The sequence below is a fragment of the Nostoc sp. 'Peltigera membranacea cyanobiont' 213 genome, assembly GCF_002245975.1.
Classification (GTDB): Bacteria; Cyanobacteriota; Cyanobacteriia; order Cyanobacteriales; family Nostocaceae; genus Nostoc.
This window is the reverse complement of record NZ_NOLI01000029.1, coordinates 1-16,833: the sequence shown is the minus strand read 5'-3', so window position 1 is coordinate 16,833 and position 16,833 is coordinate 1. Positions and strand designations below refer to the sequence as shown.

General features: G+C 42.1%; 11 protein-coding genes. 6 read left to right on the top strand and 5 right to left on the bottom strand.

The features are described from left to right. Positions 1 to 59 precede the first annotated feature (59 nt). The 3 genes from CDG77_RS10985 to CDG77_RS10980 all read right to left on the bottom strand — a co-directional run bounded on the left by CDG77_RS10985 (position 60) and on the right by CDG77_RS10980 (position 2,668). Entirely contained in the window at positions 60 to 1,052 is a 993-nt protein-coding gene (locus CDG77_RS10985; RefSeq protein WP_094329414.1) for an NAD-dependent epimerase/dehydratase family protein, read from the bottom strand. Positions 1,053 to 1,136: 84 nt separating this feature from the next. After that, complete coding sequence (locus tag CDG77_RS37495; protein WP_223269781.1) at positions 1,137 to 1,295, bottom strand: hypothetical protein; 159 nt, start codon at positions 1,293 to 1,295, stop codon at positions 1,137 to 1,139. A 338-nt stretch (positions 1,296 to 1,633) separates the two neighbouring features. Further along, the gene (locus tag CDG77_RS10980) at positions 1,634 to 2,668 is read right to left on the bottom strand and encodes a methyltransferase (protein ID WP_094329413.1); all 1,035 of its coding nucleotides are present in this window, start codon (positions 2,666 to 2,668) and stop codon (positions 1,634 to 1,636) included. 833 nt (positions 2,669 to 3,501) lie between these two features. On the opposite strand from CDG77_RS10980, the gene CDG77_RS10975 reads away from it, so the two are divergent. The 3 genes from CDG77_RS10975 (at position 3,502) to CDG77_RS10965 (ending at position 10,170) form a co-directional block, all read left to right on the top strand. Next, on the top strand, positions 3,502 to 6,711 hold the full coding sequence (locus CDG77_RS10975) for a GAF domain-containing protein (protein WP_223269780.1): 3,210 nt from the start codon (positions 3,502 to 3,504) through the stop codon (positions 6,709 to 6,711). Positions 6,712 to 7,041: 330 nt separating this feature from the next. Further along, positions 7,042 to 9,627 carry a GAF domain-containing protein gene (locus CDG77_RS10970; protein ID WP_094329412.1) on the top strand — a complete coding sequence of 862 codons (2,586 nt, stop codon included), beginning with the start codon at positions 7,042 to 7,044 and terminating at the stop codon, positions 9,625 to 9,627. Positions 9,628 to 9,666: 39 nt separating this feature from the next. Next, complete coding sequence (locus tag CDG77_RS10965; RefSeq protein ID WP_094329411.1) at positions 9,667 to 10,170, top strand: DUF6174 domain-containing protein; 504 nt, start codon at positions 9,667 to 9,669, stop codon at positions 10,168 to 10,170. Between the two features lie 331 nt (positions 10,171 to 10,501). Here CDG77_RS10965 and CDG77_RS10960 read toward each other — a convergent pair whose 3' ends face one another. Continuing rightward, positions 10,502 to 11,692, bottom strand: coding sequence for an FAD-dependent oxidoreductase (locus CDG77_RS10960; protein ID WP_094329410.1), 1,191 nt, complete (start codon positions 11,690 to 11,692; stop codon positions 10,502 to 10,504). Positions 11,693 to 11,762: 70 nt separating this feature from the next. Between CDG77_RS10960 and CDG77_RS10955 the strand changes: the two genes are divergently transcribed. Genes CDG77_RS10955 through CDG77_RS10945 form a run of 3 tightly spaced genes read left to right on the top strand, consistent with a single transcriptional unit; the run spans position 11,763 to position 15,461 of the window. Beyond that, a complete protein-coding gene (locus CDG77_RS10955; RefSeq protein WP_094329409.1) occupies positions 11,763 to 12,311 on the top strand; it encodes a (2Fe-2S)-binding protein in 549 nt (182 codons plus the stop codon). Next, positions 12,298 to 13,275: an FAD binding domain-containing protein gene (locus CDG77_RS10950; protein ID WP_094329408.1), complete on the top strand. Its 978-nt coding sequence runs from the start codon at positions 12,298 to 12,300 to the stop codon at positions 13,273 to 13,275. The genes CDG77_RS10955 and CDG77_RS10950 overlap by 14 nt, the downstream gene beginning before the upstream one ends. Then, on the top strand, positions 13,272 to 15,461 hold the full coding sequence (locus CDG77_RS10945; protein ID WP_094329407.1) for a xanthine dehydrogenase family protein molybdopterin-binding subunit: 2,190 nt from the start codon (positions 13,272 to 13,274) through the stop codon (positions 15,459 to 15,461). The genes CDG77_RS10950 and CDG77_RS10945 overlap by 4 nt, the downstream gene beginning before the upstream one ends. A gap of 27 nt (positions 15,462 to 15,488) precedes the next feature. Here CDG77_RS10945 and CDG77_RS10940 read toward each other — a convergent pair whose 3' ends face one another. Continuing rightward, positions 15,489 to 16,697: an MFS transporter gene (locus CDG77_RS10940; RefSeq protein WP_094329458.1), complete on the bottom strand. Its 1,209-nt coding sequence runs from the start codon at positions 16,695 to 16,697 to the stop codon at positions 15,489 to 15,491. Positions 16,698 to 16,833: the final 136 nt, after the last annotated feature.

Sequence of the window (16,833 nt, the reverse complement as noted above, 5' to 3'; positions counted from 1 at the left end):
ATTGATTCCCATATCTGGAAATAGGGGTAAAGTACCCAGGCTATCTAATTGTGTCCCGCCTAAAGTTGATCCCCATACTCATTTCTAATCATTAGCAACCCATCTATTAAGGAGATTTTTGGTTCCCATCCTAATAGCTGTTTCATCTTGTTATTACTAGCGCACTGATTGACAATCTCTAAATATTTTACTCCTTCTTCAACCTCGACATATTTTTCACCTGGGTTGAAGACACTAATGATACTCTCTAGGACATCTCTTACCCTATATTCTTTACCACTGCTAATATTAAAGATTTCACCAATAATATTTGGCTTCTGCTCTAATAAGGCTTTAGCTACCACAATAATACCTTCAACAACATCAGAGATATGAATAAAATCTCGCGTATATTCCTGACCGCCCTTTGTCAAACGTAATTCAGGAGTAAGACCATTTTGTAATCTTTGTATAGTCCGTGGTACCAGACGTGAACTATTTTTGTCTAGACCCCCGTAGATGTTAGCAAAACGCACGATTGCTAATGGTATTTTATAAGTCAGATAATATGATTGCGCTATCAAATCTGCACAGATTTTAGAGGTTTCATATATGTTTTTCGCCACCAAAGGTTCATCTTCAAGATAGGGTTTTATTTGGGTTGCATCCCGTCCATAGACTTTATCTGTTGTACTTAAAATCATAGAACATGAGTAAGTACTTTTTCGTATAGCTTCTAATAGAATATAGACTGCACGGATATTGTATTCACAAGTTTCAGAAGGGTTCTCAAAACACCATCCTTCAACTGCAACACCTGCCAGATGGATTACCAGATCAATCTGGCTTGTTAAAATTTTCTGAACCACCTCGTTATCAGGAATTTCTAAAGAGCTAGTAATAAACTCATCATACCAATGATGATTAGGAGCTTTTATATCCGTTGCTATCAAATAAATATGAGGATAATCTGCTTTGATTTTTTTACATAATTCTGAACCTACGTATCCACTAGCTCCAGTTACGAGCCACACTTTATTGCTTAAGATGTCTTTTGTCCGATCTGAAAACATATAAAACCCAATATTTTTCTGATGTAGATTTTGTTTGCTTATGCAGCATTTAGATAGAGAAGTAAAAGCCTAATCAGCTTTTTCCTAACTCCAGAAACAATGGGCGAACCGGGAGTTAACCGTCTCGGCTATCAGTGAATGGCGAGTGATGAAGGTATTTTGGTAAAGTACTTTGCCATCGGACTGATGGGTGAGCGTTAGTTTGCACCAAAAGACTCGCAAGGCTTTTTGGGTGTCTTTCAAGGGAATCAGATTGATGTAGCGATAGCGTTCAAGAAAGTAGGAGGCAGAGGGCAGCTATGCTGAAGGAGCCAATTGGAAGGGGATTAGATTGTGACCCCTCCCAATTGGAAGCCACCAAATCAAAGATATTTCCGGTTCTTTATACCCTTACTCGTTTGAAAATTGATGTCGCCTTTATCTAGAGCATCGATTCAGTAATCAAAAACCTAACCCCCCAGCCCCCTTCCCTACGAGCGTTGGGGGAGCAAAACTCCCCTTTCCGCTATGCCTAACGGCAGGCTTACGCCAACGGAGAGGGGTTGGGGGAGAGGTTCTTCCAGGATTACTTCTTTGGTGTTCTAGGGTTTTCTACCACTGACGAGAGAATAGTAACCGGAGGTTGGAGTGAACAATATATCTTCAAATCCACATTCTGTCAGCAGTTGATGAAGCTCATGAGCTGTGAATTGCTTGCCCTCAGCCATCCAAACCATGCACATCGAAAATGAAGTTGCAACTAGAGGACTATCTTTAGTGTCTGACAGCAATATTTCATGAAGGTAGATATGACCTCCTTTTGGCAATGCTTCAAAGCTACTACGTGCCAAGTGGAGACATTTTTCTCGCCCCCAGTCATGAAAGATATTACTGAATAAAATTGCATCGTAACCTTTAGGAAAGGGGTCTTTAAAGAAATCTGCTTCTAAAGTATCTATTTGTTCTTGGAGTCTAGCAGCAGAAATGTATTCTTCTGCTATCCTACAGACTACTGGCAGTTCTAAGACAGTGCAACGTATTTCTGGATAATGTTGAGCCAAGGCAAAACAAAAAGCACCAGAGCCACCACCCACATCAAGAAGACGTTTGACATCTGCAAAGTCTCCTGTTTTAGCAGCACATAAGGCGGGAGAGATTGTCTGGCTGTGCATGTGTCTGGTAAACGCTTTGGCTTGTTCTGGGTCTATCTCGTGAGCTTCCCAAATATCTTGATCTTTGTAGATAGTAGACTTATCCTTTTGTAATGCCTCTAGCAGAGATGAGTGAGATAGTGGATTAGTTCGCATTAAATGCAATATTCCACCCCAGTAGTAAGGGCTATTGGGAAGGAGGAAATTTCGCGACACATCAGTGATGTAAAACGTTCCTGAATGCTGAACCAGATAACCGATTGATGTCAGGACTCCCAAGAGTGCTTCAGTAGAACGGTTTCCTAAACAAAGGATTTTAGCTACTTCAGCAGCCGTTGCCGGAGACTTTTCTAGTAGAGAAAATAGCCCCAGTTCATCTGCAACAGTAAGCGTAGGAAAATGGAACATGGACATCCATGTATCCCATAGTAATCGGTCATTACAAGTTGCTGAAGGGAAATTTACTTGTTGAATATATGGTGACATACGCAGCAGGCTAAGTGGGTGGGCTGCATCAGTGATAGGTTGTTGAAGAGAAAGGCTAAGGGAACTGGATAGAAAAAATCATCCCATAGAGGGTATCCGCCGAGATAACGGGAAAATGGGACACGTTATCAAGTTATGTTACGCAGATGTTTGAAAATCCCTGATTTTACGTTGTTTCAATATCAGATTGAGCATGTCTTCTCTTGTGAAAACATCTCCTAAAACCGAATGTATTCTGACTCCTTCTTGAATTAATTTTTATTTTTCAGAGATTAATTATATTAATAACGTAAAATTTAAAAAAAAGGATCAGTAATTATCTATTTATATAAGTACCAAAATCTTGGAAACGGGGCTTGAGTAGCAGGCGATGCTGTTGGCGAAATATTTCTTCACATTGCCGACTAAGGAAGCTCGATGTCTGGAAGAGTTGTAATTTCGCCTTGGAAACAGCTTTTTTGGGTGATTTAGAAACTGTCAATCAAAAGTTTTAGTTCTGCAATCATTCTATTTAAGGCTTTTTGGGCGGCTTTATAACTAGAAGCCTGCCGCCCCTACTTTAATTCAAATAAAATGCGAAGCGCTAACTCGCCGCTTTGCTAACGCATATTGCATCAAAATCCACAATGTCATAAACAAAAGTAACTGCGGAGTGTTCCTTCAGTGTGGATTATTAAATTAATTACATTTTTTACCTATAGGCAGTATACAGAAGTGCTAAATTGTGCATTGAGATTATCCACGTTTCCAGTTGCGACACTGGCATTAGCCATTGAAACAGATTATATTTTATATTATTCACTGACTCCAACGGCTCTTTATCCAAAACTATCTTGTCAATTTTCAGTACAGGTGAACACCTAGATTTTCTATCGGTAGTTAAAGCCTCTCAAACTATATCTAGTGAAATTGTGCTTTCACGGTTGTTGAAGACATTAATGCAAATTGCGATCGAGCAAGCAGGAGCAGAAATCGGTTATTTATTGCTGGAACATGAGCAAAGTCTAGTAATTGAAGTAGAAGCTAAAGTTAGTCCCCAAGCAGAAAAGCTCAATATTTCTCGAACCGTATTTGAAGGCGAAATTTCACAACTTATTCCGCAATCAATATTAAATTATGTTCAACGAACTCAAGAAACAGTGATTTTGCATAATGCAACTGAGCAAAATCTGTTTTCTGGAGATGAGTATGTCATCCAAAAGCAACCTAAATCTGTACTTTGTTTAGCGATCGCCCGTCAGTCGAAATTACTTGGTATTTTATACTTAGAAAACAATCTCATCCCCAGTGCTTTTACACAGGAAAAACTTTCCGTCCTGGAGATTTTGACAGTTCAAATTGCTATTTCTCTAGAAAATGCTCGTCTTTTTCAAGGTCTAGAGAACAGCCAAGCACAACTCAACTTGGCGTTAAAATCTGGCAAAATCGGTGTTTGGAGTTGGGATATTGTCAACGATCGCTTTGACTGGGATGAGCAGATTTATCAACTATTTGGGTTAACACCCGAAACCTTTGCTGGCACTTCGCAAGCAATCCTCGATTGTCTGCATCCAGACGATCGAGAATTATTAGCTCAATCCTTGAGTCGAGCGATTAACGAAGGTGTAGAACATAATTTAGAATATCGAATTATTCAAGATGACGGCAGTATCCGCTACGCAGCCTGTCGGGGTAAAGCCTTTTTCAATGAAGCGGGTATTGCCACACACATGAGTGGTGTTGTGTTAGATATCACCGATCGCAAACAATCTGAAGCGGAACGTATTCAACTAATTCAAGAGCAAACCGCCCGTCAAGAAGCAGAAGCCGATCGCCAACGAGCAGCATTTTTGGCTCAAGTCAGTGCAACCCTCGCAACTTCCCTCGATTACGAAAAGACGCTAGCAAGTGTGGCTAATCTGGTTGTGCCTTATTTCGCCGATTGGTGCAGCGTCGATTTGCTACAAGACAACCAATCAATTAATCGGGTAGCAGTTGCCCACCGAGATCCAGAGAAAGTTAAACTCGGTTGGCAACTTCATCAATATTATCCTAGAAAGTTGGATGAACCTTATGGCGTGCCAAAAGTACTGCGTACAGGGATTCCTGAAATGGTAACTGAAATTCCAGATGCACTTCTAGCAGCAGGCATTCCAGATGCAGAACATCTAAGAATTATCCGTGAAATTGGTTTAAAGTCCTGTATAATTCTTCCTTTGATGGCTCGGGAAAGAATTTTTGGTGCAATTTCCTTTTTTACTGCGGAATCAGAACGTCGTTACAGCACAGCAGACTTATTACTAGCTGAAGATGTTGCCCATCGGGCGGCGATCGCGATCGATAATGCCCGCCTTTACCAAGAAGCACAGCAGGCACAAAAAACGGCAGAGCAAGCTTTAGAGCGCATTGCCCGTCTTCAATCCATTACGGCTGCCCTCTCAGAATCGCTGACACCAGCCCAAGTATCTGAAGTCATTGTAGAGCAGAGCATGGCTGCTTTGAGAGCTAATTCTGCCCTCGTTGCCTTGGTGAATGAAAACAAAACTGAACTAGAAATTGTGCGGGCGGTTGGCTATAACCAAGATTTGGTAGACACTTGGCGGTATTTTTCCATTGATTCACCTTCCCCTCTAGCTGAAGCTGTGCGGACTGGACAACCTATTTGGGCTGAATCGAGACAAAATAGAATAGCTCGTTACCCACATCTAGCTGAAGCTTACGCCCAATATGACATTGATGCCTGGATTTCTATTCCATTGATGGTAGAAGGTTCGGCAGTGGGCGGTATAAGTTTGGGATTTAATGAACTTCAACAACTTAGTGGAGAAGATCGAGCATTTATCTTTGCTGTTGCTCAACAATGCGCCCAAGCGATCGCTCGGGCCCATCTCTACGAAGCCGAACTAACGGCGCGAAACGCTGCTGAATCAGCAAACCGAATCAAAGACGAATTTCTAGCCGTTCTCTCCCATGAATTGAGAACACCACTTAACCCAATTCTGGGTTGGACAAAACTGATGCGAACCCGCAAACTTGACCAAGCAACAAGCGATCGCGCCCTCGAAACCATTGAGCGCAATGCCAAGTTGCAAACCCAATTGATTGAAGATTTGCTTGATGTTTCCCGCATCCTTCAGGGTAAACTTAACCTCAACTTCGGGCGGATTAATTTGGTATCAGTCATTGAAGCTGCCATTGAAACGGTGCGTTTATCAGCACAGGCCAAGTCTATCGAGATTCAGACAATTCTTGAATCCGGTGTCGGGCCAGTTTTAGGCGATGCCAATCGATTGCAACAAGTGATTTGGAATATCCTTTCTAATGCCATTAAGTTTACTCCTATCGGTGGACAGGTAAAAATCAAATTAGAGCAAGTTGGCTCACAGGTAAAAATCCGCGTAACTGACACAGGAAAAGGGATTGCACCTGAGTTTTTACCTTATGTCTTTGATTATTTCCGTCAAGCAGATGGTGCCACAACTCGAAAATTTGGCGGTTTGGGTTTAGGATTAGCAATCGTCCGACATCTCGTAGAACTTCACGGAGGAACTGTCCAAGCAGACAGCCTGGGCGAAGGACAAGGAGCAACCTTCACCGTTAAACTTCCATGCTTACAGGATGAAAGTCAAGAAATCAAGGATGCAAAAAATAACTCCTCACTTCTGGCAGATCGGTCCTCACCCTTGTCTGGCTTAGAGATTCTCGTGGTCGATGATGACGCAGATATGCGAGAGTTTTTGCCCTTCATGCTGGAGCAATATGGTGCAACAGTGACAGTTGTAGCCTCAGCCGTTGCAGCTTTAACTGCACTAAGTCAATCCCAGCCAAATTTGATCGTTAGCGATATCGGGATGCCAGAAATGGATGGTTACATGCTAATGCGACAGATCAGGAGTTTGAAACCAGAGCAAGGCGGGACAATTCCCGCGATCGCTTTAACTGCTTATGCTGGAGAGATGGATTATCAGCAAGCGATCGCAGTCGGATTTCAACAGCATATTTCCAAACCTGTAGATCCAGAAGAATTGCTAAAGGCGATCGGAGCATTAATTAAAAGTTTGTGATAAGCGGCTCCAGCCCTACTTGGTTCGCCTAGCATCTCCAAGAGAGGGCTGTATCTGCTCAGTCCGAGCTGCGGAAAATATTGTTTTATCGTTTAAATCAGGGGTATGACCCTCCATTCATCATCTGTATCCGTCAGTGGGAAGGGGTTTTGGTCAAAACACGCTTGTTTGTAACCGACTCCCAGCCTTATTCACAGGATGACGCTAGCTAAACAAGCGATTAAACTATGGATAATATCGAACTATTGTTGCTTTTAGCACAACTTACATAAATTTCATCTCATTCTTTCTTAAATTTAAAATCTCATCCTGCTATATAAAATACCAGTTATGTCAGTGTATCAAGAAAGTTATGGGGAGACCACCGATTTGATTATTGGTGTTCACAACCAAGAAAACCTCGAATTACAAGTAAATTCTGCTCCTGTGGGCGCTCTGGCCACAAGAAAAGGAACTTTTTCTACCTTTCTTGCTCCCCTAACTCAGGATACTTTTAAGCAGGTTGTTCAGGATGTCGAGCAAAAATTACAGATTGTCCATCAAACCCTGTCAATGCTGGATTCTCAGGGATTTGAAACCATTCTGCAAGAAATGTTGCATTCGATTACCTTAAAAACTGGAGAATTACTGGGGGCAGATCGGACGACAATATTTTTGTTAGATGAAGAAAAACAAGAACTCTGGTCAATTGTCGCTGCGGCAGAAGGCAATCGCTCTTTAGAAATTCGTATCCCCGCCAATAAAGGGATTGGTGGGGAAGTCGCTACTTTCAAACAAGTTATCAATATTCCCTTTGATTTTTATAACGATCCGCGATCGCATTTTGCCCAAGAACAAGAGAAAAGAACTGGCTACCGTACCTATACCATGCTGGCTTTGCCACTTTTAAATGAACATGGGCAATTAGTTGCAGTAGTACAATTACTGAATAAATTAAAATCTGGAAATAATCACGATGCTCCACTTGTAGAGCGCATTGATACCAAAGGTTTTCTTTCTGCTGACGAACAATTATTTCAAGAATTTGCCCCTTCGATTCGCCTAATTTTAGAATCTTCGCGCTCTTTTTATGTCGCCACTCAAAAACAAAGAGCAGTGGCGGCGCTAATGAAGGCGATCAAGTCCCTTTCTCAAAGCAGTCTCGACTTAGAAGATACTCTGAAGCGGGTGATGGATGAAGCCAAGGAACTGATGAATGCCGATCGCAGTACCCTATGGTTAATAGACCACGATCGCGATGAATTGTGGACGAAAATCACCCAAGATGATGGTTCAATCAAAGAGTTACGAGTCCCCGTGGGTATAGGTTTTGCTGGTCTAGTCGCGGCTTCTGGCAAGAAACTGAATATTGCCTTTGACTTGCACGATCATCCTGACTCGGAGACATCCAAAAAATTCGACGAGGAAAATGGCTATCGCACCTGTAGCTTGCTTTGTATGCCAGTATTTAACGGCGATGAACAACTAATTGGCGTTACCCAGCTTGTAAATAAAAAGAAATCTGGTGATTTTCCCCCTTATAATCCAGCTGATTGGCCGAAAGCTCCCGACTGCTTCCAAGCTAGCTTTGACCGCAATGATGAAGAGTTCATGGAAGCTTTTAATATTCAAGCGGGAGTAGCGCTGCACAATGCCCAGTTGTTTGCCACAGTCAAGCAACAAGAACAAATGCAACGGGATATTCTGCGTAGTCTTTCCAATGGAGTGGTTTCCACTGATAAAACCGGCTTAATTATCGCCGCCAATGAAAGTGCCAAGCGGATGCTAGGAATGGAGCTAGAAGATCGTTTAGAAGGGAAATTAGTGACTGATGCGATCGCCATCAAAGAAGGTGACTTTAGCAAGTGGTATCAGGATGCTTTACATGCAGCCGATTTAAAAGGCCGCCAGCAGTATTACCCCGATCGCACGCTCATAACTACTGGTACACAGCAGCACAGTATCAATTTATCCATTAACACAATTGCTGATGCTAGCGACCACGAGCAAGTCCGGGGGGCGCTGGTGGTGATGGAAGACATCAGTGATGAAAAGCGGCTCAAAAGTACGATGTACCGCTACATGACCCAGGAATTAGCCGAAGAATTGCTGAAATTAGATGATGCTAAACTTGGAGGCGATCGCAAAGAAGTTTCGATTTTATTTTCCGATATTCGCGGCTACACCACTTTGACAGAAAACTTGGAAGCAGAAGAAGTGGTAAGTATGCTCAATGAATATTTTGAATCAATGGTGGAGGCAGTCTTTAAACATAAAGGCACTCTTGATAAATACATCGGCGATGCCATTATGGCTGTATTTGGTTCTCCTCTAGCATTACAAGAACACGCTTGGATGGCAGTGCAAACATCCTTAGAAATGCGCGTTCGCCTGCACGAATTTAATCAACGTCGCTATGCAGATAATAAGCCTGGAATTAAGATCGGCATTGGCATTAATTCTGATACCGTGATTAGTGGGAATATCGGTTCTAGTAAGCGGATGGAATTTACTGCCATTGGCGATGGCGTTAATCTTGGCTCTCGATTAGAAAGTGTCAGCAAACAATATGGTTGCGACATTATTATTAGCCATAACACTTTTAAACCATGCCAAGATAATATTTGGGCTAGGGAACTAGATTACATTCGTGTCAAGGGCAGAAATGAGCCAGTAGCCATATATGAATTACTGGGTTTGCGTTCCAACCCGATTGAAAGCGAAAAATTGCAAGTCATTGAGCATTATCATAAAGGGCGTGAGTATTACCTCAAACGCGATTTTAACCGTGCTAGGGCTGAATTTGCCCTAGTTTTAGCAGCAGACAACCAGGACAAAGCTGCTATGTTGCATCTGTTGCGTTGTCAGCATTGGTTACAATCACCTCCAACAGAGTCAGATTGGGATGAAGGAGTTTGGACTTTTCTGGAAAAATAAATATAATTATTAAAATAGGGTTTTTACAAATAGATTAATATGCGTCTACCTATCATTACAAGTGCAATAAGTGCAGCCCTGTTGCTATCTATAGGTCTGAATTTTTCAGCCATCTCTCAAACTCCCGTAGAGACAGCAAAATCTCCAGCGAATAATAACTTGAATTTAAGACGATCAAAATTTAATCGGCATTTATGGAATCAGGCAAAAATATCTAACTATCGCTATACGTTTAGTAACGGTTGCTTTTGTATACCAGATGCTAGAGGGCCAGTTGTGATTGAAGTCCGTAATGGTCAAACCACTTCAATCACTTCTGTAGCTACAGGTAAACCAGTTAATCCGCAATATTTTGAAAAATATAAAACAATTCCCAAGCTTTTTAATGTGATTCAAGATGCTATTAACCGGAACGCATTCAGCCTGAATCTAGGATATAGTCCTAAACTCGGCTATCCAACCAAAATTGATATCGATTACGACAGTCAAATAGCTGATGAAGAAATCTTTCTGACAATTGAAAATTTTCAGGAAATTAAATAGATACTAAGCAGATTATTGGCACTCAATTTCAACCAATAATCGCAGGAAAGTATAACTTCAAAATTAGATTTTATACTTTACTTTGCCCTGAAACAATAATGGCGATCGCATTTCATAAAAATTAATATTTTGATTAAGTTGTGTTGATTTTACGCAAATAATTCTCAATAAATCAACGAATTTATTGGGTTTGGGGGCTTGACTAAAAACAGTCACTTTTGATATTATTAAATCACTTGGTTAAGATTAGCAGTTGTTATAAGTTTTTCTGCTAACTTTACAGATTTTGTCCCTACTTAAAAAAATAGCTTTCTCCTTGTAACACTAAGATTTAACTTATTACAGATGGCTTGTAATCATACAACCATTTATGAAAATCATCATTAAGGCTCATTTGCCGCTCCTGTTGCCCATTAGATACTACGGTGTTGGCATCGAAGTAGCGCATCTCACCCAAAGCACTACGAGCTTGGATGATTTTTGTGCGCTCAATGCGACGCTGTTCGTAGCTAGTTAAAGCTTCTTGAAAATTAGCTGATTGAGAAAAACACTCTTGCAGTTCATAAGCATCTTCAAAAGTGGTATTGGCTCCCTGTCCCATAGCAGGTGCCATTGGATGGGCAGCATCGCCTAAGAGTGTAACTCTGCCTTGACTCCAGTGAGTTAACGGTGGGCGATCGCAAATCGGCCCCTCCCAAATTTGCTCGGCTGGTGTCGCTTGTACCACCACCTGAAAAGATTCATCCCAATCAGCTAATTCAGAGAGAATGCGAGATTTTACTTCATCGGCGCTGTGGGAAAGAGAGTACTCAGGCGAGAACTTCCGACTAATCCAACTGGTATAGCCGCCGCCCACATTCAGAAGGTACATAAACTGTTGATTGCCTTTGACAAAAACTAATTCATAGTCATTAAATAGCTCGTGGTGATATTTGATGACGGCACGCCAACACATACTACCAATATAATTAGGCTTACCCTCGCCAAATAAAGTTTCTCTAATTACAGAGTTAACGCCATCAGCGCCAATCAGCAAATCTGCATATATCGATTTTTCACCATCAAAATGAATTTCCACACTGTTTTCATCTTGCTCAAAGCCGATACAATGATGATTGAGGTGAATGATGTCAGATGGCAATCTAGACGCTAAGACTTGCTGTAGACGATACCACCAAATAGTCAATAATGGCTGTCCATATTGCTCTAAGTATTTGGTTGCGTTAGCCCGGATTGTTTCTCCCTGAATATTCTTTAAAACTGTGTGGTGAACCTCACACCCTGAACCTTTGAGGGTTTCGACAATTCCCGGTGCGATCGCATCTAGAGAACTCAAGCCATTTGGAGCTAGTCCTAGTCCAGTTCCCGCCGGACGAAATTCTTGGGCTTTTTCGTACACTTGAACGTCTATCCCTTGGCTTCTCAGTGCTATAGCAGCAGCCAATCCACCTGGACCAGCACCGACAATGGCAACTTTTTCCACTATGGGTTTGGATAATTTCTGAGTTGGCTTTGTATTCATATACTTATATTTTTTCAATAATCAAATATGATTCCTATAATAAACATAAATATTAGTCTGCTCGCTAAATATGAAAGAAAATTCCTTAGCTCCAATAACTTCAAACTCTCTTAGCCAAGAATTGAAAATATTCGGTTCAGAGGAAGTAGACTTATCGCTGAATATCAATAATATCTCCTATTCGCTAAAGCTAGAGCCTCGTGTCACTTTACTCGATGCGCTCCGGGAAAAGCTAGGTTTGATGGGCACTAAAAAAGCTTGCGATCGCGGTGAATGTGGTGCATGTACTATTCTAGTTAATGGTCGGCGAATTAACTCCTGTATGACTTTAGCAGTAATGCACATCAATGCTGAAATTACCACAATTGAGGGATTAGCCCAAGATGGCAAACTCCACCCCATGCAAACAGCCTTTATTACCCATGATGCTTTTCAATGTGGATACTGTACATCGGGTCAAATTGTATCAGCCGTAGGGATGATATTAGAAGAATTGCCAAAATCTGAGGCAGAAATTCGAGAAAAGATGAGTGGAAACCTTTGCCGTTGTGGAGCATACCCAAATATTATTGCGGCGATTCGAGATGTACTAGAGGAAATGGAAGATGCAGCCATTTAGTTATGCTAAAGTTACTTCCCAAGATGCAGCGATCGCTACAGTTGAACAAAACGAAACGGCTGCATTTATCGCTGGGGGTACAGATTTACTAGGATTGATGAAAGATGGAGTTCAAGCAGCGAATATATTAATTGATATTAATAGTTTGCCCCTCGCAGATATTGAATCTCAAACTCATGGAATCCGCATTGGTGCAATCTCTCGAATGAGTGATGTGGCTTTTCATCCCAAAATTCAGGAGTGTTATCCAGTAATTAGCCAAGCATTGTTACAAAGTGCTTCACCCCAACTGCGAAATATGGCAACAGTGGGCGGTAATTTATTGCAACGAGTCCGTTGTGGCTACTTTCGCGATCCGGTTTTTCCTTGTAATAAACGCACCCCAGGTTTAGGTTGTGCCGCAATTACAGGCTACAATCGAATGCACGCTATTTTTGGGGCGAGCGAACATTGTATTGCCGTTCACCCTTCCGATTTAGCTGTGGCGCTGACGGCATTAGATGCGATGATTTGCATCCAAGGCGCAGAAAAAGCCCGTCAAATTTCAATTCACGATTTTTATCTCTTACCAGGTGAGACACCAGAAAAAGAAACTCTATTACAGCCTGGAGAGTTAATTGTTGCCATTGAAATTCCAAATTCTGCATATAAATCCTATTATTTAAAAGTTAGGGATCGAGCTTCCTACGAATTTGCTCTCGTTTCTGTAGCTGTTGCTTTAGACGTAGAACAAGACACAATTAAATCAGCACGCATCGCTTTTGGGGGAGTAGCACCCAAACCTTGGCGGGCAAGGGATGCTGAGGAATTTCTCAAAGGCAAAGTAATTAACGAAGTTAGCTTTACAGCCGCAGGAGAAGCAGCCATTAAAGAAGCGAAACCACAAACCCACAATGAATTCAAAATTGAATTAGTCAAACGCGCTTTGGTACGTGCGCTTTCAGTTGTGACAGAAAAATTATGAATAAAATTATCGGTAAACCACTCGATCGCGTTGATGGCAAACTCAAAGTTACTGGAGAAGCACCGTATACAGCCGATGTTCCCATAGAGAATTTAACTTATGGAGTGATTTTTCAAAGCGCGATCGCAAACGGTAAAATTATCCAAATAGACACATCCGCCGCCGCCGCCGTTCCAGGTGTGGTAGATATCATTACTTACCAACAAACTCCATCTCTGGTAAAAATCCCCTTCTTTTCGCCTCCACAACCTCAGCCAACCGAAAAAGACGATAATATTTACTACGATGGTCAACATCTGGGGATTGTAATAGCTCAAACTTTAGAACAAGCCGAAACCGCCGCTTCCCTAGTTAAAATTATCTACGAAGAAGCCCCGGCAACAGTCACAGTGGCACACGCAGAGATATTTGAACCAGAATCAATATTTTTTGGCATGATGCCAGGTAAAATCACCAGAGGGGATGTTGAATCTGGGAAAGCTCAAGCAGATGTTCTGGTAGAGCAAATTTATACCACGCCAATGGAACATCATAATCCCCTTGAGCCTTCTGCAACGATCGCCATCTGGGAAGGGGATAATTTGACGCTGTATGAAACTACTCAAGGCATTTCAGCAACCCAAAAAGCGATCGCATCTGTTCTGAATATTCCTCAAGAAAATGTCCGCGTCATTTCCAAATATTTAGGCGGAGGATTTGGTTGTAAGGCGTTGTTGCGATCGCACACTATTTTAGCTGCGATCGGATCTCGTCAAGTAAAACGCCCAGTGAAAGTTGTGCTAACGCGATCGCAAATGTACACTGCTTGCGGCTATCGATCCCCAACTCAGCAGCAGCTAACGCTAGGTGCAACCAAGGAAGGTAAACTAACCGTTATTAATCACATTGGCACATCCTTAACATCGCTATTTGATGACTTTGTAGAACCAGTTGGCACAGCAACAACAATGATGTACGCCTGTCCAAATCTGGAAATTAAATACCGTTTAGCCCGCATCAATGCCGGCACACCAACCTTTATGCGTGGGCCGGGAGAAGCCACAGGGATGTTTGCCCTAGAGTCAGCAATGGATGAACTAGCATACACCTTAAATATTGACCCAATTGAACTAAGACTAAAAAATCATGCAGATATCGATCCCCACAAAGGATTACCTTGGTCGAGTAAATATCTAAAAGAATGTTACCAAAAAGGGGGAGAAATTTTTGGTTGGTTCCAACGCAACCCAATTCCCCGTTCCATGCGAGATGGTTATTTCCTAATTGGTTGGGGAATGGCTAGTGCGACATTTCCCACCAACATTGGAACTGCATCAGTCAAGGTAGAAATTTTTGCTAGTGGAGAGGTGCGGGTGCAAAGTGGAACCCAAGATATTGGTACAGGTACTTATACAGTGATGACGCAGGTAGCTGCTGAGGTATTAGGTTTACCAGTGCAGTTTGAACTAGGTGATAGCAATTTTCCCAAAGCGCCGATTACGGGTAATTCAATTACAGTTGCTAGTGTTTCCCCGGCGGTACAAAAAGCAGCGATCGCAATCCGCGATCAAATAATCCAAATGGCGATCGGAGATCCAAGTTCTCTACTTTATGGATCTCAAGCAAAAGATATTGGTGTTGAGTCAGGGCAAATATTTTTAAAACCCGATCCTTCCAAACAAGACAGTTACACCGAGATTCTGCACCGTAACCAATTAGAGAGTTTACAAGTCACAGAAGAAACCTCACCCAGCCCAGAGAGTAAACAATACGCCAAACACTCATTTGGTGCAATCTTTGTGGAAGTAGCTGTCGATGAATTGTTGGGGGAAATCAAAGTCAGACGTTGCGTAGGCGTTTATGATGCAGGGCGAATTCTCAACTTCAAGACAGCACGGAGTCAGGTTTTGGGTGGGATTACATGGGGAATCAGTATGGCGTTGCTGGAGAAAACTGTAATGGATACAAATCAGGGAAGAATAGTTGGTGCTAACCTTTCCGATTACCTAATTCCGGTTCATGCAGATATCCCAAATATGGAAGTGCAATTTGTTGAGGAACCCGATCCTTATGTAAATGCTCTAGGGACGAAAAGTCTAGGGGAACTTCCAATCGTTGGGGTAGCAGCAGCTATATCTAATGCAGTTTATCATGCTACAGGTAAACGGATTCGTGATTTACCAATTACACCAGACAAGTTGCTGTGAATAGGCGCATAATAAAATCTCAACTTCCTACTCTTCGGGAAGGCGAAGCCGCCCATAGGTTTCCAAAAAGCCACTCACCGCAATGCAAACACCAGCGAACAAAAACGCCAATGCACCCCCAATCGCACCGATAAAAGGTGTTATTGCTTGCGGTTGGGTAAATATAACGCCAAACAAACTCATTGCTAAAGCAAACCCACCAAAATACGTCCCAATTCCTAATCCCGCCCACTGCTGGGGTACTAATCCTAAAGCAAAAGGAATTGCCCCGTTGACAATTAAACTAAAGCCAGCAACGATTAATAGAATTATCGGAATTTGTACGCCCACAGATATCATTATCAGTAATGAGGGAACGATCGCACAGATCCCACAAAGCATTGCTTGACGATTACCAATTTTGACGGCGAAGATCCCAGCAGGTATGCTGGCAATTGCGATCGCTAATCCGATCCACACCATAAGCACATCAATATTATCAGTATTCAGTTGGGTTTTTAGTACTTTACCCAAGACATCCATCAGAAATCGGATACCCCACGCTACACCAAAACCAGTTCCTAAAATCAAAGCCAATTTCTCTAAAGGCAACTTGACTACTTCTGCTTGGTGTCTATCCACTACTGCTTCTGGAGGATTGACTAACCGCAACACAGCCGCCGCCCCCAGCATAACGAAAGAACCGATCGCAAAAGTATAAACTGGCCCTAAGCTCAGAATAAACTTATAGCTTATTGGTTTAAAAGCCCCAATCATACCACCGGCTAAAGTGACAACACTTACTGCTAAAGGTAACTGGGCTGGTGTAGAATACATTCCCAACAAACACATCGCTGGAGAACGAAATATTGTCATTGCTAATGCCCAGGCTACCAATACTATAGGTAAGAGCGATCGCATTATGGTAGTAGGCGGAATTAAGCTCACAACGCATGGTATGGCAATGAACAAAGCCGATGCCAGAATCATACCTACTGAGATGAAGGGAAACCGAGTCCCTACCCAGCGTCTAGCTTGGTCTGACAGTCCACCCATTAGAGGTTCCAGCACAGCACCCAAGGCATTTTCAAATAGCACCAAGGCAACTGCTAGTGAGGCAGGAAAACCAAACTGAGTCAAAAGTTGTGGCAAATATATATTATAAATTAACCAGGTGAGAGTAATTGCTCCCTGCACTACTGCCAACACCCAAATTTGCACCCATAAAATATTGAAATGAGATTTTGAGGTAATCATAAAAAGATGGGGAATTGGGAATTGGGCGTTGGTTGTTTCTTCCTCAACCCAAAACAAATACGGTTGCTGTTATACAACGCCTTAGATATGAAATTTCGGGAGTTGAAACTGCGTCCTAACCCGATTCGCCCAGTCA